This window comes from Ferrovibrio sp., from assembly GCF_035304305.1.
Classification (GTDB): domain Bacteria; phylum Pseudomonadota; class Alphaproteobacteria; order Ferrovibrionales; family Ferrovibrionaceae; genus Ferrovibrio.
In genome coordinates this window covers 1-23187 of the sequence record NZ_DATGQG010000015.1, presented here as the reverse complement: position 1 = coordinate 23187, position 23187 = coordinate 1, and the positions used below count along the sequence as shown (strand labels likewise).

The 23187-nt window shown below is 64.8% G+C and carries 28 protein-coding genes; 10 read left to right on the top strand and 18 right to left on the bottom strand.

What is annotated here, in order from left to right:
* Positions 1-98 precede the first annotated feature (98 nt).
* From VKZ87_RS01590 to VKZ87_RS01560, 7 genes are all read left to right on the top strand, one after another.
* Positions 99-365, top strand: a complete 267-nt coding sequence (locus tag VKZ87_RS01590) for an accessory factor UbiK family protein (protein ID WP_324219483.1) — start codon at positions 99-101, stop codon at positions 363-365.
* Positions 366-626: 261 nt separating this feature from the next.
* A complete protein-coding gene (locus VKZ87_RS01585) occupies positions 627-1130 on the top strand; it encodes a YbjN domain-containing protein (RefSeq protein WP_324219482.1) in 504 nt (167 codons plus the stop codon).
* 70 nt (positions 1131-1200) lie between these two features.
* The gene (gene proC / locus VKZ87_RS01580) at positions 1201-2004 is read left to right on the top strand and encodes a pyrroline-5-carboxylate reductase (RefSeq protein ID WP_324219481.1); all 804 of its coding nucleotides are present in this window, start codon (positions 1201-1203) and stop codon (positions 2002-2004) included.
* Positions 2005-2072: 68 nt separating this feature from the next.
* Positions 2073-2750: a hypothetical protein gene (locus VKZ87_RS01575; RefSeq protein ID WP_324219480.1), complete on the top strand. Its 678-nt coding sequence runs from the start codon at positions 2073-2075 to the stop codon at positions 2748-2750.
* Between the two features lie 20 nt (positions 2751-2770).
* Entirely contained in the window at positions 2771-3214 is a 444-nt protein-coding gene (locus VKZ87_RS01570) for a TIGR01841 family phasin (protein WP_324219479.1), read from the top strand.
* Between the two features lie 76 nt (positions 3215-3290).
* On the top strand, positions 3291-3629 hold the full coding sequence (locus tag VKZ87_RS01565; RefSeq protein ID WP_324219478.1) for a tRNA-binding protein: 339 nt from the start codon (positions 3291-3293) through the stop codon (positions 3627-3629).
* A 40-nt stretch (positions 3630-3669) separates the two neighbouring features.
* Positions 3670-4083 carry a DUF2914 domain-containing protein gene (locus VKZ87_RS01560; RefSeq protein WP_324219477.1) on the top strand — a complete coding sequence of 138 codons (414 nt, stop codon included), beginning with the start codon at positions 3670-3672 and terminating at the stop codon, positions 4081-4083.
* A 13-nt stretch (positions 4084-4096) separates the two neighbouring features.
* Here the strand turns inward: VKZ87_RS01560 and VKZ87_RS01555 are convergent, their stop codons facing one another.
* From VKZ87_RS01555 to VKZ87_RS01545, 3 genes are read right to left on the bottom strand one after another with little or no spacing between them, the layout of a single operon-like run.
* Entirely contained in the window at positions 4097-5407 is a 1311-nt protein-coding gene (locus VKZ87_RS01555; protein ID WP_324219476.1) for an ATP-binding protein, read from the bottom strand.
* A gap of 6 nt (positions 5408-5413) precedes the next feature.
* Complete coding sequence (locus VKZ87_RS01550; RefSeq protein ID WP_324219475.1) at positions 5414-6106, bottom strand: response regulator; 693 nt, start codon at positions 6104-6106, stop codon at positions 5414-5416.
* A gap of 2 nt (positions 6107-6108) precedes the next feature.
* Positions 6109-6603, bottom strand: coding sequence for a MarR family winged helix-turn-helix transcriptional regulator (locus VKZ87_RS01545; RefSeq protein WP_324219474.1), 495 nt, complete (start codon positions 6601-6603; stop codon positions 6109-6111).
* A gap of 183 nt (positions 6604-6786) precedes the next feature.
* Between VKZ87_RS01545 and VKZ87_RS01540 the strand changes: the two genes are divergently transcribed.
* On the top strand, positions 6787-7671 hold the full coding sequence (locus VKZ87_RS01540) for a branched-chain amino acid aminotransferase (RefSeq protein WP_324219473.1): 885 nt from the start codon (positions 6787-6789) through the stop codon (positions 7669-7671).
* A gap of 9 nt (positions 7672-7680) precedes the next feature.
* Here the strand turns inward: VKZ87_RS01540 and VKZ87_RS01535 are convergent, their stop codons facing one another.
* From VKZ87_RS01535 to uvrB, 8 genes are all read right to left on the bottom strand, one after another.
* Positions 7681-8295 (bottom strand): PAS domain-containing protein, encoded by a 615-nt coding sequence (locus tag VKZ87_RS01535; RefSeq protein WP_324219472.1) that lies wholly within the window; start codon positions 8293-8295, stop codon positions 7681-7683.
* Between the two features lie 131 nt (positions 8296-8426).
* On the bottom strand, positions 8427-8879 hold the full coding sequence (moaE, locus tag VKZ87_RS01530; RefSeq protein ID WP_324219471.1) for a molybdopterin synthase catalytic subunit MoaE: 453 nt from the start codon (positions 8877-8879) through the stop codon (positions 8427-8429).
* A gap of 1 nt (position 8880) precedes the next feature.
* The gene (gene moaD, locus VKZ87_RS01525) at positions 8881-9132 is read right to left on the bottom strand and encodes a molybdopterin converting factor subunit 1 (RefSeq protein ID WP_324219470.1); all 252 of its coding nucleotides are present in this window, start codon (positions 9130-9132) and stop codon (positions 8881-8883) included.
* On the bottom strand, positions 9133-9717 hold the full coding sequence (gene pgsA, locus VKZ87_RS01520; RefSeq protein WP_324219469.1) for a CDP-diacylglycerol--glycerol-3-phosphate 3-phosphatidyltransferase: 585 nt from the start codon (positions 9715-9717) through the stop codon (positions 9133-9135). It abuts the gene before it with no gap.
* Positions 9718-9768: 51 nt separating this feature from the next.
* Positions 9769-11667 carry an excinuclease ABC subunit UvrC gene (gene uvrC / locus VKZ87_RS01515; RefSeq protein WP_414655615.1) on the bottom strand — a complete coding sequence of 633 codons (1899 nt, stop codon included), beginning with the start codon at positions 11665-11667 and terminating at the stop codon, positions 9769-9771.
* A gap of 322 nt (positions 11668-11989) precedes the next feature.
* A complete protein-coding gene (gene folB, locus VKZ87_RS01510) occupies positions 11990-12418 on the bottom strand; it encodes a dihydroneopterin aldolase (RefSeq protein ID WP_324219468.1) in 429 nt (142 codons plus the stop codon).
* A gap of 1 nt (position 12419) precedes the next feature.
* The gene (locus tag VKZ87_RS01505; protein ID WP_324219467.1) at positions 12420-13208 is read right to left on the bottom strand and encodes an SDR family oxidoreductase; all 789 of its coding nucleotides are present in this window, start codon (positions 13206-13208) and stop codon (positions 12420-12422) included.
* A complete protein-coding gene (uvrB, locus tag VKZ87_RS01500; RefSeq protein ID WP_324219466.1) occupies positions 13208-15457 on the bottom strand; it encodes an excinuclease ABC subunit UvrB in 2250 nt (749 codons plus the stop codon). The genes VKZ87_RS01505 and uvrB overlap by 1 nt, the downstream gene beginning before the upstream one ends.
* 113 nt (positions 15458-15570) lie before the next feature.
* Here uvrB and rfbB point away from each other — a divergent pair, with 113 nt between their 5' ends.
* The gene (rfbB, locus tag VKZ87_RS01495) at positions 15571-16626 is read left to right on the top strand and encodes a dTDP-glucose 4,6-dehydratase (protein ID WP_324219465.1); all 1056 of its coding nucleotides are present in this window, start codon (positions 15571-15573) and stop codon (positions 16624-16626) included.
* Between the two features lie 3 nt (positions 16627-16629).
* Here the strand turns inward: rfbB and VKZ87_RS01490 are convergent, their stop codons facing one another.
* The 7 genes from VKZ87_RS01490 to VKZ87_RS01460 form a co-directional block, all read right to left on the bottom strand.
* Complete coding sequence (locus tag VKZ87_RS01490) at positions 16630-17019, bottom strand: hypothetical protein (protein ID WP_324219464.1); 390 nt, start codon at positions 17017-17019, stop codon at positions 16630-16632.
* A gap of 16 nt (positions 17020-17035) precedes the next feature.
* The gene (locus tag VKZ87_RS01485; RefSeq protein ID WP_414655614.1) at positions 17036-17977 is read right to left on the bottom strand and encodes a branched-chain amino acid ABC transporter permease; all 942 of its coding nucleotides are present in this window, start codon (positions 17975-17977) and stop codon (positions 17036-17038) included.
* A gap of 25 nt (positions 17978-18002) precedes the next feature.
* A complete protein-coding gene (locus VKZ87_RS01480; RefSeq protein ID WP_414655613.1) occupies positions 18003-18887 on the bottom strand; it encodes a branched-chain amino acid ABC transporter permease in 885 nt (294 codons plus the stop codon).
* Between the two features lie 68 nt (positions 18888-18955).
* Positions 18956-20164, bottom strand: coding sequence for an ABC transporter substrate-binding protein (locus VKZ87_RS01475; protein WP_324219463.1), 1209 nt, complete (start codon positions 20162-20164; stop codon positions 18956-18958).
* 29 nt (positions 20165-20193) lie between these two features.
* A complete protein-coding gene (locus VKZ87_RS01470) occupies positions 20194-20916 on the bottom strand; it encodes an ABC transporter ATP-binding protein (RefSeq protein ID WP_324219462.1) in 723 nt (240 codons plus the stop codon).
* The gene (locus VKZ87_RS01465) at positions 20909-21664 is read right to left on the bottom strand and encodes an ABC transporter ATP-binding protein (RefSeq protein ID WP_324219461.1); all 756 of its coding nucleotides are present in this window, start codon (positions 21662-21664) and stop codon (positions 20909-20911) included. The genes VKZ87_RS01470 and VKZ87_RS01465 overlap by 8 nt, the downstream gene beginning before the upstream one ends.
* A 127-nt stretch (positions 21665-21791) precedes the next feature.
* Positions 21792-22727, bottom strand: coding sequence for a DMT family transporter (locus VKZ87_RS01460; protein ID WP_324219460.1), 936 nt, complete (start codon positions 22725-22727; stop codon positions 21792-21794).
* Between the two features lie 64 nt (positions 22728-22791).
* Here VKZ87_RS01460 and VKZ87_RS01455 point away from each other — a divergent pair.
* On the top strand, positions 22792-23187 hold a 396-nt coding region (locus VKZ87_RS01455), incomplete at its 3' end, for a DEAD/DEAH box helicase (protein ID WP_414655612.1).

The following is a 23187-nucleotide window of genomic DNA, read 5'->3' as shown; positions in this document are numbered from 1 at the left end:
ACCGCTGCCCTGGTTCGGGCTTGTGGATAAACTTGCCCCGATCCTTGCGCCGGCGGCGCAGGATGGTCATATCGCTCAGATCAGACCGGAGCCGTGCCATGCAGACCGACAACCGCCTTCTTGACGATCTCAGCCGCATCGCGGCGGGTGCATTGGGAACCCTGCAGGGGGTGAAGGGCGAGGTCGAACAGGCTTTCCGCCAGCGTCTCGAGCGCGCCCTGGCCGACATGGACCTGGTCAGTCGTGAGGAATTCGAGACCGTGCGGGCCATGGCGCAGGCCGCCCGCGAGGAGAATATCCGGCTCTCGGAGCGGCTCGCCGCGCTCGAATCCAAGCTGAATCGCGGATTCGCCGACGAAGCCTGATCGGCTGCTAAGCCAAGGCGATTCCAAAGTAATTCACAGGTTTTTCGAAAATCGGGCCTTGCGCCGCGGCATGCTGCCGCATAGTCTACATGTATGGTGCGTTATGTTCGTCGACACCAAGATATATGGTCAACCGGCAGAGTGAGTGCTTGCTGGATTGATCCGGTGTCCGCCCTGTCCCAGGGCTTTTCGATCATCCCGACAATCCGTTTTGGGTCGACCGCCACAGACCGGCCAGCCGCACAGGGGGAGTGCTAGCGCATGCGGACTCTTATCGAATCCGAGACCACCAGCCGGCTCAATCCGCTCGACCTCGTCGAGCAGATCGTGGGCGAGCATGAATGGCCGTTCGACCGTCAGGGGCAGGACGAACTGACGGTCGGCGTGTCGGGGCGCTACTGCGAACACCAGATGTGGTTTTCCTGGCGCGAGGAACTCGGCGCCCTGAGTTTCACCTGCGCTTTCGATATGAAGGTGCCGGCCAACCGGCGGCGCGACCTGCATTCGCTGCTCGCCTACGTGAACGAGAAGGCCCTGATCGGCCATTTCGACCACTGGGTGGAGGAGGGCATGCTGGTCTTCCGCCAGGCGCTGCTGCTGCGCGGCGGCCTGGGCGCCACGACCGAGCAGATCGAGGACCTGATGGAAATCGGCCTGTCGGAATGCGAGCGCTTCTACCCGGCCTTCCAGTTCCTGATCTGGGGCGGACGCACGCCGGAAGACGCGGTGGCCGCTGCCATGTTCGAGTGCGTCGGCGAAGCCTGAAGACCCGCTCCGGCCCTTAACCAAACCCCGGCATCCGGTTACCCTTGCCGTAGTCAGCGAGGAGAACGGGATGAGCCGGGGTATTCTGTTGATCGGTTGCGGCAAGATGGGCGGGGCGCTGCTGACGGGCTGGATCCGTCAGGGCATTGCGGCCGCCGATATCGTGGTGGTGGAGCCGAATCCGCTTCCCGATCTGCCGGCCGGCATCCGGCACTGCCAGTCCGCGGAAGCGCTGCCGGCCGATTTCCGTCCCGCCCTGGCCATGCTGGCCGTGAAACCGCAGGCCATGGCCGCGGTCGCGCCCGCCTATGCGGCGCTCGCCGCATCGGGGACCTGCTTCCTGTCCATCGCCGCAGGCACCACGATCGCGACGCTGACCCGCCTGCTTGGCGGCAGGGCCGCCGTGATCCGCGCCATGCCGAATACGCCGGCCGCCGTCGGCGCGGGCATCACGGTTGCCTGTGCGGGCGAGGGCGTGACGGCCGAGCAGCGGCAGCTCTGCGAGCAATTGCTCACTGCCGTGGGGGAAGTCGGCTGGGTGGATAAGGAACCCCTGATCGACGCCGTTACCGCGGTATCGGGCTCCGGCCCCGCCTATGTGTTCTGGCTTACCGAATGCATGGCTGCCGCCGGCGAGAAGGCCGGGCTGGATAAGGAACTGGCTGCCCGTCTCGCGCGCGCCACCGTGGTGGGATCGGGCGCCCTGATGCGGCAGAGCCCGGAGTCCCCGGAACAGCTGCGCCGCAACGTCACCAGCCCCAACGGCACGACCCAGGCCGCACTGGAGGTGCTGATGGCGCCGGACGGCCTTGCCCCCCTGATGGAGCGCGCCGTCGCGGCGGCGGCGCGGCGGGCCAGGGAACTGGCAGGCTGACCGGCCTTGTCCCTGCGGCCCGGCAGACCCACATTCTTTCCGGTCGGCAGCGGCATCAGGAGCGGATCATGGCCAAGGTGAAGCGACGGAGGACGCCCGGCAAGACCAGGGGCGCGGCAGCGCGGGCCGATGCGACGATGGCCTCGGACCCCGTCGACGCGATGATGCAGCTGGTGGAGTCCGATGGGTGGCGGGCCGTTACCTTCGGACGGATCGCGACAGCCTCCGGCATGTCGCTGAGCGACCTTTACAGCCAGTACAGATCCAGGAGCGACCTGCTGGTGGCCTATGCCGCCCGGGTCGACGCCGCCATGCTGGCCGCTCTCGGTCCGACGCCGCTGGCCGCCGACGGCGACGTGGCGAAAGACCGCCTGTTCGAGGCCATCATGGCGCGGCTCGATGCGATGGCGCCGCACAAGGCCGCCATTCGCGTCCTCATGCGTGAACTCCCGCGCGACCCTGCCGCGCTGGCCTGCTTCCTCTATGGCGGGCTCCGCCGCAGCCTCGATTGGGTCCTGGCCGCCGCGGATCTGGACGGCGCCGGCCTTGCCGGCGGGTTGCGCCGGAATCTGCTGGGCGCCGTTTACCTTGATACGCTGCGCGTCTGGCTGCGGGACGACAGCGAGGATCTTTCGGAAACAATGTCCCATCTCGACAGGCGGCTGTCACGGGCGATGCGCTGGCTCACCGCAGACAGAAGCTTCCTGCGGCGGCGCGGTCACGCTGCCGATGCGTCTGCATCCTGATCCCACTGCTGGAGGACGACATGAGCGAAAAAAGCGACACGAGCGGGAATCCCTTTGCCGCGTTCGATCTCTCGAAGATGTTCGGTGATTTCCGCGTTCCGGGTTTCGATCCCGCGGCACTCGCCTCCGCGCAGCAGAAGAATATCGACGCGGTAGCCGCTGCCAATCGTCGTGCGCTGGAAGGCTATCAGGCGCTTATGAAGCGGCAGGCCGAGATCATCCAGCAGACGATGCAGGAAGTCGCCGAGATGATGCGGCAGTCGATGGCAGCGGGGAAGCCGGATGAAGTTGCAAGCCGGCAGGCGGAGCTGGCTCGCCAGGCCATCGAACGCACCCTGGCCAATATGCGCGAACTTGCCGAAATGGCCTCCCAGGCGAACAGCGAAGCGTTCGAGGAGATCAACAGGCGCATGAGCGAGAATCTCGAGGAGCTGCGCAGGAGCTTCAACACCGTAACGAAGTAGGCGCAGCGCGGCACCGCCGGATTTGCCATCCGGGGGCGGACGGGTATAGTTCCCGCCCGTCTGTGTTGGGGGGAAGATGAATCAGATCACGATCGATGATTTTCATCGCGTCGATATCCGGGTCGGCACCGTGGTCAGGGCGGAGCCCTTCGTCGGTGCCCGCAAGCCGGCGATCAAACTCTGGGTGGATTTCGGCGGCGAACTCGGTATCCGGAAATCCTCCGCCCAGATCACCCGCCACTACCAGCCCGAAGGGCTGATCGGCCGACAGGTGATTGCGGTGGTGAATTTTCCGCCGCGCCAGATCGGTTCCTTCATGTCCGAAATTCTGGTCCTCGGTCTGCCCGATTCGGACGGAGAAGTTGTGCTGCTCGGGCCCGATCAGGCGGTCCCGAATGGCGGCCGGATGTATTGACCCCGCGCGTACCCCGTCGGACAATCTGCGCGGATATGCCATGATCAGCAGAACCGTCCCCGCCTTCATCCTCGCCCTTGCCGCAAGCGCCCCGGCGTTTGCGCAGGATCACGACTGCGTCGTGCGCCAGTTCAGCATGGTCGGCAACGTCATCAACCTGGAGCCGCAGGGTCTCGTCGAAGGCGCCTATCCGCCTGGCACCGAACGCGCCTATGCCTTTGCGCGGCTCGACTGCACGCAGGTCAGGGAAGGCGGCGAGACCTTCTGGTTCCACTGGATCCATAATGATCGTGAAGTCGCCAAGTCGAAGGCGCGGGTCGATGTCAGCCGCAACTGGCGCATCTGGTCGCAGTCGCGGATTTTCCCCGGCGACTGGGTGGTGCAGCTGAAGGACAGCACCGGCCGGCTGCAGGCGGAACAGCGCTTTACCGCAACGGCCAGGCCGGCCGACTAGACGGACCGGGCCGTTACACCGGCAGGCGGATGGTCACCAGCAATCCGCCCAGATCCGACTGCCCCAGCGAGATCTCGCCGCCATGGGCCAGCACTGCATCGCGGGCGATGGTCAGGCCCAGGCCGACATTGCCGCTGCCGTGGCGGGACTGGTCGGTGCGGTAGAAGGGGCGGAACACCTTGTGGTGCTCCTTTTCCGGAAGGCCGGGTCCGTCATCCTCGATCCTGATTTCGATCCGGCCGGAGCGGCGGCCGACGGAGAGGCGCACCTCCTGCCCGAAGCGCAGCGCGTTCTCGATCAGGTTGGCCAGGGCGCGCTTGAAGCTCAGGCGTCGCAGCGGCAGCGTGACCGGCTCGGCCACCGTGATCTGCAGTTCCCGGCCGCGCCGGCGGACGTCGTCGGCCAGCTCCTGGATCAGCCCGGTCAGGTCGGTCGGCTCGGCGGGCTGTTCCGATTGTCCGCGCGCGAAGGCCAGATAGGCCTCGACCATCTTCTCCATCTCTTCGACGTCGCCCCTGAGTTCCTCGGTTTCCTGTGCGGGCGGCATCATCGAGAGCTGCAGCTTCATGCGGGTCAGCGGGGTGCGCAGATCGTGGCTCACGCCTGCCAGCATGTCGGTCCGTTCGCGGATATGCCGGCGGATGCGGTCGCGCATGGCCATGAAGGCGCGGGCGGCGGCGCGGACTTCCTCGGCGCCGGTGGGGCGGAAATTGCTGATGTCGCGCCCCTTGCCGAATGCATCCGCTGCCTCGGCCAGACGGCGGATCGGCTTGATCTGGTTGCGCAGGAAAAGCACCGCAATGCCCAGCAGCACGACCGAGGCCGCCGCCATCCAGATGATGAAGGCATAGGTGCTGGTGGAAAAGACGCGGTTCTCCGGCGCCACCACCGTCATCAGGGCATCGGGCATCTGTACGTAGATGACGATGCGACCGCCGCCCCGTTGCGTATCGATCATGTAAGGCAGCGACAGCCGCTCTCCCAGCGCCTGGATCAGCATACGATCAAGAATCGAATAGCGCCGCGGTGGCGGCACGTCCGACGGAAAGTCCGCACCCGGCGTAAAGGTGATGTCGATTTCCAGCGCGCGCTGCATGCGGACCAGCAGGTCGCCGAGCACGGTCGGGTCCGGATTCTGGCTGCGGGTGTCGATGACGACGGCAATCTCGCCGGCGAGGCCAAGCGCGAGGCGCCGCGTCACCGTGTCCCAGTGGCGTTCGTAGAAGATGTAGGTCAGCAGCGCCTGCAGCACGACCACCGGGGCGACCAGCAGCAGCAGCCAGCGGCCGAACAGACTGCGCGGCAGCAGCCGTTTGCTCAGCATGAGCACCTAGTCGGTCCAGAGGACATAGCCTTCGCCCCAGACGGTCTGCAGGTAGCGGGGATTGCGCGGATCGGGTTCGATCTTGCGGCGCAGGCGGGTGATCTGCACGTCCACCGCGCGGCTTTCGCCGTTCGTGCCGGGTTCGGCAAGGGCGGCACGCGAGACGGTGGTGCCCGGGGCTTTCGCCAGGATGCGCAGCAGCTGCGCCTCGCCGGTCGTCAGCGGCACGATCTCCTCGCCGCGCCGGAGGTCGCCGCGGACGGGATCGAAGACCAGATCGCCGAAGGTGACGGGTTTGGCCGCGGCGGCGGGGGCGGGGCGCACCGCGCGCTTGAGGATCGCGTTGATCCGCAACGTCAGTTCGCGCGGCTCGAAGGGCTTGGGCAGGTAATCATCAGCGCCGGTTTCCAGGCCCTTGATGCGGTCTTCCGCTTCACCGCGCGCCGTCAGCAGGATCACCGGTACGTGATCCTGCCGCCTGCGCAGATCGGCGACGAAATCGAAGCCACTCTGTCCTGGCATCATGACATCGACGATCAGCAGGTCGAAGCTGACCGACGCCATCTTCGCGGCGGCATCGGCCGCGTTTTCGGCACTGGTGACGCGAAAGCCCTGTGCGGCGAGGAAGCGCGACAGCAGGGTGCGGATGCGCTCGTCGTCGTCGACGACAAGGAGATGCGGCTCGTCCGTGTCGACCATGTTCAGCGCCGCTGGATGGACCGCAGAATGGCTGCACGATCCTGTTCGTCGATCAGCCCGGCCAGCACCTTGCGATAGCCGGCAACGGCCTCGGCGCCGGCTTCGCGATAGGCCTCCGCCACCTTGGCCTGCTGGACCGTGGCAATCTGACGTTCCAGGTTCTTGCCCTGCTCGGTGAGGAAGAGCTGCCGCTGCCGGCGATCGCGGGTGCCCTGCTGCTGGCGCACGAAGCCGCCTTCGATCAGCGCCGACAGCACCCGCGAGAGGCTCTGCTTGGTGATGCGCAGGATGGCCAGCAGCTCCGCCACGGTGATGCCGGGGTGGCCGCCGATGAAATGCAGCGCGCGGTGATGGGCGCGGCCGAAATTGTACCGGGCCAGGATCTCGTCCGGCCCCCGGGTGAAGTCCCGGTAGGCGTAGAATAGCAGCTCGATACCCTGGCGAAGCTCGTCCTCGCGCAGAAACAACGGATTGGCCAGAGATTTCAGGTCGCTCATGATGTCCTATATGACGCGAAGGGATAGCCGCCTTCAAGGCAGCGTCGGCCGGGCCGGGAGAGCATGTTGCTGCGTAATATACGTCAGCAATGTTGACATAGTTTGCTTATTTTGTTACTTCTAAGCCTAGTGACGGGTAACAATAATACCTGAAAAAGTCCGTTTCTCCAAAGGAGACCCGAGATGTCCCTAATCCCTTATGACGACCGCGACGGCCTGATCTGGCTCGACGGCAAGCTGATCCCCTTTCGGGATGCCAAGCTGCATGTGCTGACCCATGGCCTGCATTACGCCTCCGCCGTCTTCGAGGGCGAACGCGCCTATGGCGGCGAGGTGTTTCACCTGACCGAACACAGCCAGCGGCTGGTCGATTCGGCGAAGCTGATGGATTTCACCATCCCGTATTCCGTCGAGGAAATCGATCGCGCCACCCGCGAGACGGTGGCCGCCAACAAGATGCCCGACTGCTATGTCCGGCCGATCGCCTGGCGCGGTTCCGAGACGATGGGTGTCTCGGCCCAGCAGAACAAGATCCATCTCGCGATCGCTGTCTGGGAATGGCCGAGCTACTTCTCGCCGGAAGCCAAGATGAAGGGATTGCGGCTGCAGATCAGCGACTGGCGCCGCCCCGCACCGAATACCGCGCCGACCAAGGCCAAGGCTGCCGGCCTCTACATGATCTGCACGCTGTCGAAGCACAAGGCCGAGCGCGAGGGTTACCAGGATGCGCTGATGCTCGACTGGCGCGGCCAGGTGGCGGAAGCGACCGGCGCCAATATCTTCTTCTCGAAGGACGGCAAGCTGCATACGCCGACGCCGGACTGCTTCCTCGACGGCATCACCCGTCGCGCGGTGATCGCCATGGCGAAGGCGCGCGGCATCGAGGTGATCGAGCGCGCGATCATGCCCGAGGAGCTGACCGGCTTCGAGGAATGCTTCCTGACCGGCACGGCGGCGGAAGTGACGCCGGTTTCCGAGATCGGGCCGTATCGCTTCACGCCGGGCCGCATCTGCCAGCAGCTGCTGGCCGACTTCGACCACGCCACGCGGCGCAAGGCGGCGGCGTAATCCGCGGCTTCACTGAGTGTCGCTCTGCAGGATTGCGGCCGCTCCCACAGGGGCGGCCGCTTCTGTAAGAGGGCAGTAGAAGTGATAGTGAAACTGGCTGATTCTTTCCTCGCGGTGGATGCGCTCGCCGACCAGACCGCCCAGCAGCATGTCGACACGCGCTCCGTCGCCCGATAAAGGCACGAGGAGGGTTTCAAAGCCCAGGCCGCGGTTGGAGGGCGCCACCATATACTCTCCGGAAGCATAGGCCGGCATGCGGCTCTGGACGGGTATCGAGAAGAAGCGTTCCACCTCTTCGACATTGGCGCCGAGCAGCGACTGATCGACGGCGCGGCTGGTCGCTTCCTGCCCCAGCGCACTCACGATCCCGGTGCCGACCAGCCTGAACTGGAAACGCGGTGAGGATTCCTGGACGGTGATCAGCGCCACGAAGGGCAGGAAGGGCAGCATTTCTTCCGGCTGCAGATCGGCCCGCGCCGGCAGTCGCCCGAGATGCTGCCGTTTGGCGCTCCAGTAGCCCAGCAGATTACTGAGCGACTTGCTGCGGATCTGAGCGGCCGTGAAGCCGCGCTCCCGAGCCGAGGCGGCGGGCGGAGCGGGCGGCGATGAGGATGACCCTGCCATACGGCGTGCGACTTTCGGATTCTGCCGGGTCGGACGCCATCCCCCAGACCAGACGCATAGGCGGCCGATGCGCTAGGGATGCCACAGCCGCCGGGCGCAGTAAACCGGGACAACAAGTGCAGGCTGCTGTTTCAGCGGTGCCAGCGTGCGGCCGCGGCGTCGTCACTGGACTTGGCTTCCACCCAGCGATGCCCCTGTTCCCGTTCTTCCAGTTTCCAGAATGGGGCGCGGGTCTTGAGCCAGTCGACAAGGAAAGCGCAGGCCTCGAAGGCTGCCTGGCGATGGGCGGAGGCGACGATGACCAGCACGATCCGGTCACCCGGCTCGAGCGGCCCGTACCGGTGAATGACAAGACAGCCGTCCAGCGGCCAGCGTTGCTCTGCCTGCTGCACAATTGCGGCGAGCTGCTTCTCGGTCATGCCCGGATAATGCTCCAGGGTCATTTTGCGGATCTGCCCGTCTTCGGCGAAGTCACGGACGAGGCCGGTAAAGGTGACGACGGCCCCGATCTTCCGGTTGCCGCGGGTGAGCCCCTCGAGCTCGGCGGCAGTATCGAAATCCTCGCGCTGCACCCGTACCGTCATGTCAGCCTCCCGTGACAGGAGGAAAGAGCGCGACTTCGTCGTTTGCGGAAACAGGATCGTCCGGCCGGGCGTAGTCCTGGTTCACGGCGACCCGGACCATGGAAAGATCGGCCAGGGCCGTTGCATAGGTGTCGCCGCGGCTGCGCAGCCAGTCGAGCAGGCCGGCGACGTTGCGAATGTCGGCCGGCAGGTCGACCGTTTCCTCCGCGATGCCGACCCGTTCCCGCAGCCAGGCGAAATACAGGATACGCATCTAGTCGTTGCCTCCGCGTCCCGGCTCGGGCTGCGCGGCCATGTGGCGCAGGCCGGTCTGCAGATAATCCCAGCCGGTATAAATGGTCAGTACGGCCGCGACCCACAGGCCGATCTCGCCGATCAGCCGGATCGGGATGGCATCCGGCCCGTGATCGCCGACGATCAGTATGCCGAGCGCAATGAGCTGCACGGTCGTTTTCCATTTCGCCAGCCGCGAGACCGGCACCTTCACCCGCAGCTCCGCCAGAAACTCGCGCAGGCCCGTCACGGTCACTTCGCGGCACATGATGACCACTGCGGCAAGACAGGTAATGCGGTCGATGCGCTCGAAGGCGATCAGCATCAGGATCACAGCCGCCACCAGCAGCTTGTCCGCGACCGGATCGAGGAAACGGCCGAGATCCGACATCTGGCCCCAGCGGCGGGCAAGATACCCGTCGAACCAGTCGGTGATTCCGGCAGCGGCGAACAGGACCAGCGGCACCCAGGCGCTCCAGGCGCCAGGCAGATAGAACGCCGCGCAGATGGCCGGAATCGCCAGAATCCGGGAAACAGTCAGAATGTTGGGCAGGCTGTTCAGCATGGCCCGGCAACTATCGCATTTTGGCCCTAGGCAGGCCAGAGCCGCTCGGCTTCAGCCGCCGTGGAAAAAGTCATAGACCCGCTTGGCGACCGCCTTGCTGACGCCGGGCGCGGCTTCCAGATCGGCCAGACCGGCACGCGAAACCGCCTTGGCGGAGCCGAAATGCAGCAGCAGGGCCTTTTTCCGCACCGCGCCGATTCCGGGTATTTCATCCAGCGGTGACCTTACCTGGTCCTTTGCGCGTTTGGCGCGGTGGGTGCCGATGGCGAAGCGGTGTGCCTCGTCGCGCAAACGCTGCAGGAAGAACAGCACCGGATGGCGCGGTTCCAGCATGAAGGGTTCGCGTCCGGGCAGGAAGAACTGCTCGCGGCCGGCATTGCGGTCGGGGCCCTTTGCAATGCCGACAACGGGAACATCGTCGATGCCGAGTTCGGCCAGTACCTGCAGCGTCGCGCTGAGCTGGCCCTTGCCGCCGTCGATGAGCAGCAGGTCAGGCCATTCGCCCTGCTCGCCCTCGGGATCTTCCTTCAGCAGGCGCTGGAAGCGGCGGCTCAGCACTTCCTTCATCATGGCGTAATCGTCGCCGGGCTCGATGTCTTCGCCGCGGATGTTGAACTTGCGATAGGCGTTCTTGCGCAGGCCCTCGGGGCCCGCCACGATCATGGCTCCGACGGCATGACGGCCCATGATGTGGCTGTTGTCGTAAACCTCGATCCGCTGCGGCGGCGCCTCCAGGCCGAACAGCTCGGCCACGCCGGCCAGCAGCATCTGCTGCGAGGAGGTTTCCGCCAGGCGGCGGCGCAGCGCATCCCGCGCATTGTCGGCGGCAAGCTGCACCAGGTCGCGCTTGGTGCCGCGCTGCGGACAGTGGAGCTCGACCCTGCGTCCGGCATGGCGGCTGAGCGCCTCCTCGATCAGCGCGGCATTGCTAACCTTGTGGTTGATCAGGATCAGGCGCGGCGGCTCGCGCTGGGCATAGAACTGGCCGATGAAAGCGTCGAGAACCTCTTCAATCGCGACGTCGCGGGTATGGGCGGGGAAATAGCTGCGATTGCCGAAATTCTGGCCGGCGCGGAAGAAGAAGATCTGGATGCAGACCAGACCGCCTTCCGCATGCACGGCGATGACGTCGGCATCCTCGATCTCCGCAAGGTTGATGTCCTGCTTCTGGGTGATATGCGCCAGCGCCCGGATGCGGTCGCGCAGCGCGGCGGCGGTCTCGAAGTCGAGCGCTTCGGAGGCAGCCTGCATCCGCTCGCGCCAGGCGTCGAGAACGTGACGGTTGCGGCCGCTGAGGAAGTCGCGCGCCTCGTCCACCAGCGCCAGATAGTCGGCCTGCGAGATGCGCTGAACGCAGGGCGCCGAGCAGCGCTTGATCTGGTACTGCAGGCAGGGGCGGGTGCGGCTGGCAAACTCGCTGTCGCTGCAGCTGCGCAGCGGAAAGGCCCGCGACAGTGCGTTCAGCGTGACATGGACGGCACCCGTCGAGGCGAAGGGGCCGAAATACTCGCCCGGTATATCCCGCGCGCCGCGATGCTTGGTGATGCTGGGATAGGGATGATCGCGGGCCACCAGAATGTAGGGGAAGGATTTGTCGTCCTTCAGCAGCACGTTGAACGGCGGCTGCAGCTTCTTGATCATATTCGCTTCAAGCAGCAGCGCCTCGGCCTCGGTATGGGTCGTGGTGACCTCGACCGCGGCAACCTGCCGGACCATGCGCAGGATACGGATGGTCAGTCCGTTGGGCTTGGTGTAGGAGGCGACCCGCTTGCGCAGGCTGCGCGCCTTGCCGACGTAGAGAACCTCGCCCCTGGCATCGAGCATCCGGTAGATGCCCGGGCCGAGCGGCAGCGTCGGCAGATGCCGGGCGATGGCCGCGGCGCCGATTTCGCCCGGCGCGTCCGCCGCCTCGGGGGCGGTCGGGATAACCATGCTGTCCGGCTCAGTCATACGCAGACTCTACTGGCAAAAGGCCAATGATTACATGTCGTTGACAAAAAGGTCCCAAGCCTGTGGATAACTTTGTGGGGAAACTTTCCCCGAATCGACCCTGCCGGGGTGTCACACCGGCAAAACGCAAAGGTACAGCACCTACTGGCCTTTATAAGTATTTGTTGGGTAAGTAATAATTCAAGTTATCCACATTGATGAGGCAGAGCGGCAACCTCCGGGTGATCCGTGTCCGTCTTCTGCAGCCTTGTGCACAACTCTTCGCCCCGGATTCGACACTTATCGTAAAGTCAAGTCTTATCCATGGCCCAATACAACCAGATCATGTGCGGCGGCGTTCGATTTCCACACCCACGCCGGCGGCTTCCACAATGGCGTCGGGCTTTTCCACACTGACCCGAACCCGCTGCACCCGGGGGTCCGCCAGGCACATTTCCGCCAGCCGTTCCGCCAGGGTCTCCACCAGATCGACATGGCCCTGAGCAAGCAGCTCCCGGGTGCGGTTGACCAGTTGCTCGTAGCAGACCACCTCGGCGTAGGTTTTCGGCGGTTGCCCGGGCGTTTCCGGAACCCAGAGATCCATGCTGATCCGCACCGTCTGGGGCCTTTCCCTCTCATGGGGATAGATGCCGATCAGCGCCTGCAGCTCGAGGCCGCGTACGAAGACGCGTCGCAGCGGCGGGTTCGGCGGGCTGAGGGCCGGAACCGGGATTTCCGCCCAGGCAGCGCGGGCGCGTTCGTGGATCGTCATGCTATTCCTCGAGGCCTGCCGGGCCGGAGGACAGCGGGCCCCCCTGCTGATGCGAGGGCAGATGCTGGCCGCCGTCCAAGGCGATCATCTGGCCCGTCACGGCCGGAGCGTCAAGCAGGAAACCCACGGCTGCGGCAATCTCTTCCGGATGGGCGCCGCGTTTGAGCGGGGTGCTGTTCCACTGCCGCGCGAACTGCTCCGGCGTCTGCCGCGGGCTCGGCAGGACCGGACCGGGGCCGATGCCGTTGACCCGGATGCGCGGCGCGAACGCCATGGCGAGGGTCTGCGTGAGCGTCCACAGGCCAGCCTTGGCAACCGTGTAGGAGGCGAAATGCGGCGTCAGCCGCCAGACCCGCATATCGATGATGTTGATGATATTGCCCGGCGCGTCGGACGGCAGCTGGGCGGCAAAGGCCTGTGAGAGGAAGAACGGCGCCTTCAGGTTTACCGCGAGCTGGCGATCCCAGAGCGGGCCGGTGGCAGTCTCCACGTGGTCGTAGTCGAAACTGGAGGCGTTGTTGACCAGCACCGATACCGGCCCCAGGACGGCAGCGGCCCTGTCGACCAGTCCCTGCACGGAGTCATGATCCGAGAGATCGGCCTGAACGACAGCGGCCTTGCCGCCGGCAGCGATGATCTCCTGTGCCACGGCATCGGCATCGGTGCGCGAGCGGTTGCAATGGACGGCGATGCTGTAGCCGCGGCGGCCCAGATACAGTGCGATGGCACGGCCGATGCGGATTCCGGCGCCGGTCACCAGCGCGGTGGGCGCATTCTCCGGAACCGGCATCAGCGCTTGCGTCCGCGATAGGCGCGGCGGGAACCGGCGCGGCCCGCCGTCGAGCGGCCGACAGGGCGTGGCGCCGCCGAGGGTTCTTCGGCCAGGCCCATGGGCTTCAGAGCGATCGGGCCGCTCGGCACCTCGAGTTCATGCAGCTCCAGCCGTTTGATCTCGTCGCGCAGGCGGGCAGCTTCCTCGAATTCGAGATTGCCCGCGGCCTCGCGCATGCGCTTCTCGAGGTCGGCGATATAGGCCTTCAGGTTATGGCCGACCAGGTGGCCATCCTTCGCATTGCCGGCTTCGACGGTGTAGTGATCCTGCTCGTACACCGACTGCAGGATGTCGCCGATCTGCTTCTTCACGCTTTCCGGCGTGATGCCATGCTGTTCGTTATAGGCCTGCTGCTTGGCGCGGCGGCGCGCGGTTTCGTCCAGCGCCCGCTGCAGGCTGTTGGTCATTTTGTCGGCATAGAGAATGACCCGGCCATCCACGTTGCGGGCGGCACGGCCGATAGTCTGGATCAGCGAGGTTTCCGACCGCAGGAAGCCCTCCTTGTCGGCATCCAGGATGGCGACAAGGCCGCATTCGGGAATGTCGAGGCCCTCGCGCAGCAGGTTGATGCCGATCAGGATGTCGAACACGCCGAGCCGCAGGTCGCGGATGATCTCGATGCGCTCCAGCGTATCGATGTCGGAATGCAGGTAGCGTACCTTCAGGCCGACCTCGGTCATGTATTCGGTCAGGTCTTCGGCCATGCGCTTGGTCAGCGTGGTGACCAGAACGCGGTACCCCTTCTGGATCACGGTGCGGCATTCGGCCAGCAGGTCGTCCACCTGGTGTTCGACCGGGCGGATCTCGGTGACCGGATCGATCAGGCCGGTCGGGCGGATCACCTGCTCGACGAAGACGCCGCCGGTGCGTTCCAGCTCCCATTTGCCCGGCGTCGCGGACACGAAGATGGTCTGCGGCCGCAGGCGGTCCCATTCGCGGAAGCGCAGCGGCCGGTTGTCGATGCAGGAGGGCAGGCGGAAGCCGTATTCGGCCAGCGTCGCCTTGCGCCGGAAGTCACCGCGGAACATGCCGCCGATCTGCGGCACGGTGACGTGGCTTTCGTCGACGAAGAGCAGCGCGTCGTCGGGCAGGTATTCGAACAGGGTCGGCGGCGGCTCGCCCGGATTGCGGCCGGTGAGATAGCGGGAATAGTTCTCGATGCCGGCGCAGGAACCGGTTGCCGCCATCATCTCGAGGTCGAAGCTGGTGCGCTGCTCCAGCCGCTGGGCTTCCAGCAGGCGCCCCATCTTCGTCAGCTGGTCGAGCCGGATGCGGAGATCGACCTTGATCTGCTCCATCGCCTGCTGCAGCGTCGGCTTCGGCGTCACATAGTGACTGTTGGCGTAGAGCTTGACCGACTTCATCTCGCCGGTCTTGTGGCCGGTCAGCGGGTCGAATTCCACAATGCTTTCCAGTTCGTCGCCGAACAGCGACAGCCGCCACGCGCGGTCTTCCATATGGGACGGGAAGATCTCGATGCCGTCGCCGCGCACCCGGAAGGCGCCGCGGGCGAAAGCGGCGTCGTTGCGCCGGTAGTGCAATTCGACCAGCCGCCGCAGCAGGGTGTCGCGATCGACGGTCTTGCCCACCTCCAGCGGCAGCGTCATCTCGGTGTAGGTTTCCACCGAGCCGATACCGTAGATGCAGGAGACCGAGGCGACGATGATGACGTCATCGCGCTCGAGCAGGGCGCGCGTCGCCGAATGGCGCATGCGGTCGATCTGCTCGTTCACCGAGGAGTCCTTTTCGATGTAGGTGTCGCTGCGCGGGACGTAGGCCTCGGGCTGGTAGTAGTCGTAGTAGGAGACGAAATACTCCACGGCGTTGTTCGGGAAGAAGGCCTTCATCTCGCCGTAAAGCTGCGCCGCCAGCGTCTTGTTCGGCGCCAGGATCAGGGCGGGCTTGCCGGTGCGCGCGATCACCTGCGCCATGCTGAAGGTCTTGCCCGAGCCGGTGACGCCGAGCAGCACCTGGTCGCGGTCGGCCCGCTCCACGCCCGCGACCAGTTCCGCGATCGCGGTGGGCTGGTCTCCCCTGGGTTCGTAGGGGGCCTGCAGGTCATAGGCGATGCCGCCCTCGCTCTTCTCGGGGCGCGGCGGGCGGTGCGGGATGAAATCGGGGAAATTCGCATCGGCGAAGCGATCCGGATCCTCGATCTCGCGCTCCATGCTCTGGATGCCGGTCTGGCCTTGGAGGGTCTGGCTCATGGCTGCCAATATGGGGCGGTAAGCGGCCGGAACCAACCGGCGGCGGGCGTCTTTTCGCGGGGCTTCCGGGCGGCTTTCGGCTCCGGTATACAAAGCCGCGAGGAGATCTGTCCATGACGGTGATCGTGACCGGCGGTGCCGGCTTCATCGGGTCGGCGCTGGTACGGCGGCTGAATGCCCAGGGGCAGCGGGTCGTGACCGTGGACAAGCTGACCTATGCCGGTAATCCCGACAACCTTGCCGGTCTGCCCCACCCGGACCTGCACCATTTCGAGCAGGTCGACATCTGCGACCGGGCGGCGATCAGACGGATATATTCCACCTACCGGCCGGCGGCGGTGTACCACCTCGCGGCCGAGAGCCATGTCGACCGTTCGATCGACAGCCCGGCGCCCTTCATCGAAACCAACGTCAACGGCACCCTGGTGCTGCTGGAAGCGGCGCTGGACCACTGGCGCGGCCTGGACGGGACGGCGAAGACCCAGTTCCGGCATCTTCAGGTCTCGACCGACGAGGTCTATGGCGAGCTGGGTGCCACCGGCCGCTTCGACGAGAACAGCCCCTACCGGCCGAATTCACCCTATGCTGCCAGCAAGGCCGCCTCGGACCATCTCGCCCGGGCCTTCGGCCGCACCTACGGCCTGCCGATCCTGGTGACGAATTGCGGCAACAATTACGGGCCGCACCAGTTTCCCGAAAAGCTGATCCCGCTCACCGTGCTGAATGCGCTGGAGGGCAGGCGGCTGCCGGTCTACGGCCAGGGTCTGCAGGTGCGCGACTGGATCCATGTCGAGGACCATGCCGCCGCGCTGCAGCTTGTCATGGAGAAGGGCCGGGCCGGCGAGACCTACCTGATCGGTGCCCGGGGCGAGCAGCGCAACATCGATCTGGTCAACCGCCTCTGCGCCATTCTGGACACTCTGGTACCCCGGCAGGGAGGCGCGTCCTATGCCGAGCTGATCGAGTTCGTCACCGACCGGCCGGGCCATGATGCGCGCTACGCCATCGATCCGGCCAAGGCCGAGCGCGAACTGGGCTGGCAGCCGCGTTACGACCTTGATACGGGACTGAGGGCGACCGTGCAGTGGTATCTGGACAACAGCGTCTGGTGCCGCCGGGCGACCGCCGCCTACGACCGCAGCCGGATCGGGCTGGGGGCTGCCCGCTGAGCGTCAGCGTTCCTGCTTGCCCGGAAGGATAGAAAAGGGAAACGGCGTCGGGCCGCGATCAGGGTTGATCACCTGATATTTGCTCCCGTCAGTCTGGAAGGTCAGGCAGTACTCGTTCGACCGCCGTGTCCATTTGATGCAGAGACTGTCGCCGCCGGGGCGCCACTGGCCGGTATCGGCATAGTTGCCACATTTCGACGTCGCGCTGCCGTCCTTCGCGAAGTAGTCGTAGAAGGTGCAGTCGCCGCGGCGTCCCAGTCCCGTGATTGTGTTTCCGACGATCTTCTCGCCGATTTCGGCAGCCGTCATGACCTTGAAGTCATCGGCCCTTAAGGGGTGAGGCAGTCCGCCCAGCCCCATGACAAACAGCGAGATCAGGAGCAGCCTCCTCATTGTAACGATCCCCCCTTCAGCTTGTCTGACGATTCTGCCTCCGCTGCCACCAGGCCTGCAGCTCGCCGACGATACCCTTGCGGAAGGCCAGCACGACGATCACGAAGATCGCGCCCTGAATCACCAGCACCCACTCGCCGAACTGGGCGAGGTAGTTCTGCATGGTGATAATCACCGCGGCGCCGACGATCGGGCCGAAGACGGTGCCCATGCCGCCGACCAGGGTCATCAGCACGACCTCGCCCGACATCTGCCAGGCGACGTCGGTCAGTGAGGCGAGCTGGAAGACCAGGGCCTTGGTGGCACCGGCCATGCCCGCCAGGGCGGCCGAGAGGACGAAGGCCAGCAGCTTGTAGTGGTCAACGCGATAGCCGAGCGAAACGGCGCGCGGCTCGTTTTCGCGGATGGCCTTCAGCACCTGACCGAACGGCGAATGGATCGTGCGCCAGATCACCAGGAAGCCGAAGGCAAAGATGCCGAGCACCAGGTAGTAGAAGGCGTAGTCGTTCGACAGGTCGAACAGGCCCAGCACCGGCCGGCGCGGAATGGCCTGGATGCCGTCCTCGCCGCCGGTGAACGGTGCCTGCAGGCAGAAGAAGAACACCATCTGCGCCAGCGCGAGAGTGACCATCGCGAAATAGATGCCCTGGCGGCGGATTGCGAGGCTGCCGGTGACCAGGCCGAGCAGGGCGGCGCAGGCGGTGCCCGCCAGGATGCCGAGTTCCGGCGACCAGCCCCAGACCTTGACGACATGGCCGCTGATATAGGCAGCGCCGCCGAAGAACATCGCATGCCCGAAGGAGAGCAGGCCGACATAGCCGATCAGCAGGTTGAAGGCGAGCGCGAACAGCGCGAAGCACAGCACCTTCATCAGGAACACGGGATAGATCGCTGCCGGGATCACGATCGCAAAGGCGATCATGATGGCGAAGATCAGCAGGTCGCGATTCTTGGTCATGCCAGATTTCATCATGGTGCCAGCCTCACTTCGGCGTGCCGAACAGGCCGGCCGGTTTCACCATCAGGACGATCGCCATGATGATGAAAATGACCGTGTTGGAGGCTTCCGGGTAAAACACTTTGGTCAGGCCCTCGATCACGCCGAGGCCGAAGCCCGTCACGATCGCGCCGAGGATCGATCCCATGCCGCCGATCACCACCACCGCGAAGACGATGATGATCAGGTTGGATCCCATCAGCGGGCTGACGTTGTAGGCGGGCGCGGCCAGCACGCCGGCAAGGCCGGCAAGACCGACGCCGAAGCCGTAGGTCAGCGTGATCATGCGGGGCACGTTGATGCCGAAGGCCTGCACCAGATCGGGGCGCTCGACGGCTGCGCGCAGATAGGAGCCGAGCTTGGTCCGCTCGATCAGGAACCAGGTTCCGAGGCAGATCACCAGTGAGGCAACGACGATCCAGGCGCGGTACCAGGGCAAGAACATGAAGTCCAGCCGCGTGCCGCCCGGCAGCGGGTTGGCGTAGGGAAGTCCGCTGGAGCCGAACTGCTTGCGGAAAACGCCTTCGATGATCAGCGCCAGACCGAAGGTCAGCAGCAGCCCGTACAGATGATCAAGATGATAGAGCCGGCGCAGGAACAGCCGCTCCATGACGATGCCGGTTGCGCCGACGATGATCGGCGCCAGCACCAGAGCACCCCAGTAGGGTACGCCGGCCCATTCCAGCAGCATCCAGGCGGCGAAGGCCCCCATCATGTACTGGGCGCCATGGGTGAAATTGATGACGTTGAGCAGGCCGAAGATCACCGCCAGCCCCAGGCTGAGCATGGCATAGAACGCACCGTTGATCAGGCCCAGCAACAACTGGCCGAATAATGCCTGCGGCGGAATGCCGATCAACTCGAACAACATGCGGTGACCCCCAGAGAAATCGAAAGTGGTGCCGGCCGGCGATGCGGCCGGCACCGGTAGCGATCAGATCAGCTGGCCAGCGAGCAGCCGCCGTCCTTTTCCGGACGCCAGGCTTCGGCAGCCGGGATGGTCTTCTTCACGTGGAGATAGTCCCAGGGGTACTTCGACTCGCTGGGCTTCTTCACTTCGACCAGGTACATGTCGTGCAGCTTGCGGCCGTCCTTGCGGATCGTGCCCTTGCCGAACAGCTTATCCTCGGTCGGCAGTTCCTTCATCTTGGCGACAACCTTGGCGCCATCGGCGTCAGACTTCAGGGCTTCGACGGCCTTCAGGTAGTGGATGACCGACGAATAGACGCCCGCATGGACCATGGTCGGCATCTTGCCGCCGTTGGCCGCCGCGAACTCCTTGGCGAAGGCGCGGTTGGCGTCGTTCATGTCCCAGTACCAGGCCGTGGTGAAGTTCAGGCCTTGGGCAGTCTTGAGGCCCAGCGAGTGGACGTCAGAGATGAACATCAGCATGCCCGCCAGCTTCTGGCCACCTTCGACGATGCCGAATTCAGCCGCCTGCTTGATCGAGTTGATGGTGTCGCCGCCGGCGTTGGCCAGACCGATGATCTGCGCCTTCGAGGACTGCGCCTGCAGCAGGAAGGACGAGAAGTCGTTCGTCGACAGCGGGTGACGGACGGCGCCGAGCACCTTGCCGCCGCCGGCCTTCACGACATCGCCGGTATCCTTCTCCAGCGCATGGCCGAAGGCGTAGTCGGCGGTCAGGAAGAACCAGTCCTTGCCGCCGGTCTGCACGATCGCCTTGCCGGTGCCGTTGGCGAGCGCCCAGGTGTCGTAGGTCCAGTGCACAAAGTTCGGCGTGCAGGCCTTGCCGGTCAGATCCGAGCTGGCCGGGCCCGAGCCGAGGAACACCTTGTTCTTTTCCTTGGCGATCTGGTTGATGGCGAGCGCCACCGACGAGGTCGGCACGTCGACGATCACGTCGACGCCGTCGGTGTCATACCACTGGCGGGCGACGTTGGAGCCGACGTCGGGCTTGTTCTGGTGGTCGGCGAAAACGACTTCCACCTTCAACCCCTTGGCGGCGGCACCGTAATCCTCGACCGCCTTCTTGGCCGCCCAGGTGCTGCCCGGACCAGTCACATCGGCATAGAGGCCCGACTGGTCGTTCATGACACCGATTTTGATCGTGCCGTTGGTGTACTGGGCGTGAGCGCTGCCGGCGGCGAGCACCGCGGCAGCAGAAATTGCGAGTGACTTAAAACGCATCGTTCCCTCCTAGGTTTTAAACTTTTGCGTCACACCCCGAGATAGGCTTCAAGCTTTCCGATGTTGCTCTGCACCTGATCGTTCGGAATCATGTCGATGACCTTGCCATGCTCGACCACGTAATGGCGGTCGGCCACCGTGCTGGCAAAGCGGAAATTCTGCTCAACCAGAAGGATCGTGTAGCCCTTTTGCTTCAGCAGCCGGATCATGGCGCCGATCTGCTGGACGATGACGGGCGCGAGGCCTTCGGTCGGCTCGTCCAGCAGCAGGAAGGTCGCGCCGGTGCGCAGGATGCGGCCGATTGCCAGCATCTGCTGCTCGCCGCCGGACAGCTTCGTGCCCTGGCTTTTCAGGCGTTCCTTCAGGTTCGGGAAGATCTGGTAGATCTCGTCGAGGCTCATGCCGCCGGGTTTCACGGCGGGCGGCAGCGTGAGATTCTCGTAGACGTTCAGGCTGGCGAAAATGCCCCGTTCTTCCGGGCAGAAGGCCAGGCCCATGCGCGCGATCCTGTTCGAGGGCAGCTGGATGAGCTCCTGCCCCTCGTAGGTCACCGAACCCTTGCGGTTGGTGACCATCCCCATGATGGATTTCATGGTCGTGGTCTTGCCGGCGCCGTTGCGGCCCAGAAGGGTGACAACCTCGCCCTTGCGGACCTCGAAATTCATCCCATGCAGGATGTGGGATTCGCCATACCAGGAATGCAGGTCCTTGACGGCCAGTTCGACGCCGTCCGCGCCGTTGCCGTTAAGCATCGCCGGTCCCCATATACGCCTCGATCACTTCCGGATTCTTCGATACCGTCTCGTAATTGCCTTCGGCCAGAATCTCGCCGCGGCGCAGAACGGTAATCGTGTCAGACAGTTTGGCGACGACACTCAGATTGTGCTCGACCATCAGGATGGTGCGGTTGGCAGCCACCCGTTTGATCAGGTCCGAGATGCGGTCGATGTCTTCATGGCCCATGCCGGCCATCGGCTCGTCCAGCAGCATCATTTCCGGCTCGAGCGCCAGGGTGGTAGCGATCTCGAGGGCGCGCTTGCGGCCGTAGGGCAGTTCCACAGCTGTCAGATGGCGATAGTCGATCAGGCCGACCGCCTGCAGCAGCTCCTCCGCCCGGTCGTCCAGCGCGTCCAGGGTGGACTGCGACTTCCAGAAATGGAAGGAGGTGCCGAGCGGCCGCTGCAGCGCCACGCGCAGGTTCTCCATCAGGGTAAGATGCGGAAAAACTGCAGAAATCTGGAAAGACCGCACCATCCCGCTCCGGGCGATATCGGCCGGCTTCTCGGCGGTGATGTCACGGCCGTTATAGGTGATCCGGCCGTGGGACGGGGTCAGGAACTTCGTCAGAAGGTTGAAGCAGGTGGTCTTGCCGGCACCGTTCGGGCCGATCAGGGCGTGGATGCTGTGACGACGGACTTTAAGGTTAACATTCTTGACGGCTGTGAAGCCGGCGAACTGCTTGGTCAGCCCTTCGGTCGTGAGGATATACTCCTCGGCCATGGACGGTTCCTTATTATGATCTCTCCCTGGGTACCGCTTGCGCGGTACGCGGACAGATGGAACCGGATTCGGACCTGCTTGTAAATAGCTTCGCCCGACCAAAGCGTTAATGCCGAGAAGACAGGCGTCAGTCTAATTTTCCGGCATTTCCCGCATGGGTAGGCGCCGCGGCGCGGCGGGCCAGCTGGTGTTCGCGATAGGAGATATAGGTGGCGCTGGCGAAGATGACGGTGCCGCCGACCCAGGTCCACAGGTCGGGCACCTGGCCGAAAAACAGGAAGCCGAGGATCGCGGCCCAGATCATCTTGGTGAAATCCAGCGGCATCAGCACCGTGGTGTCGGCCTGCTTGAACGATTCCGCAAACAGGATATGGCCCAGCGAGCCCAGGCCGCCCAGCAGGAACAGCCAGCCGAGGCTTTCCCAGCTCGGCGTTTCCCAGACGAACAGCGCGGCAATGAAGGTGATCGGCGTGACGAAGACCAGCATGTAGGTGGCGATCGTCAGGCTGGAATCCGTACGCGAGAGAATCTTGATGTCGATCATCGAAATGGCCCAGAGCACGGCCGAGCTGACGACCAGGATGGGACCGAGGTCGAGCGGCACGAGGCCGGGCCGGAGGACGATCAGCGCGCCGACAAAGCCGACCACCAGGGCGACGATGCGGCGGGCGCGCAGGGTCTCGCCGAGGAAGAACACGGCGCCGATGGTCATGAAGAGCGGTGCCGTGTAGGACAGCGCGGTGGCCTGCGCCAGCGGCGTGATCGCCAGTGCGGAGAAGAACATCATCATCGAGACGCTGTTCACGCCGCCGCGAAGCGCGTGCAGATGCAGCTTGGTGGTCCGGAAGGCGGTGAAGCGGCTGCGGATCAGCGCCGGCATCAGCACGACAAAGCCGAAGAGGTTGCGGAAAAACGCCACTTCGATGGGGTGAAGGTCTTGCGATACCTTGGTGACCAAGGCATGCATGCCGACAAAGCAGAGGGTCGAGCCCACCATCATCGCCATCGCCCGGAGCAGGGGCGTCGGACTGGAAACCGTACTGGCGATCGGAATTTCTGACATTCTGGGCTGACGCTCGATGGAAGCGTACCTTTTCAGTTTGGCGGATTCTCGAATATTGCAAAATTTGCAACTCACCCATGCGCTGCCGATCCAGGCCGTCCTGCCGCAGGTTCAGGCTGCGCTGGCGGCAGGCAGCAATCTGGTCGTGCAGGCACCGCCCGGCTCGGGCAAGACGACGCTGCTGCCGCTGGCGCTGCTCGACCAGCCTTGGGCATCCGCGGGGCGCATCATCGTCCTGGAGCCGCGCCGGCTGGCCGCGCGCATGGCCGCGCGCCGCATGGCCGACCTGCTCGGCGAGACCGTCGGGGAGACGATCGGCTACCGCGTCCGCCTCGACACGAAAGCGGGGCCGAAGACGCGGATCGAGTTCAATACCGACGGCGTCTTCCTGCGGCGGCTGCAGCGCGACCCCGAGCTTTCGGGCGTCGCGGCCGTGCTGTTCGATGAATGCCACGAGCGC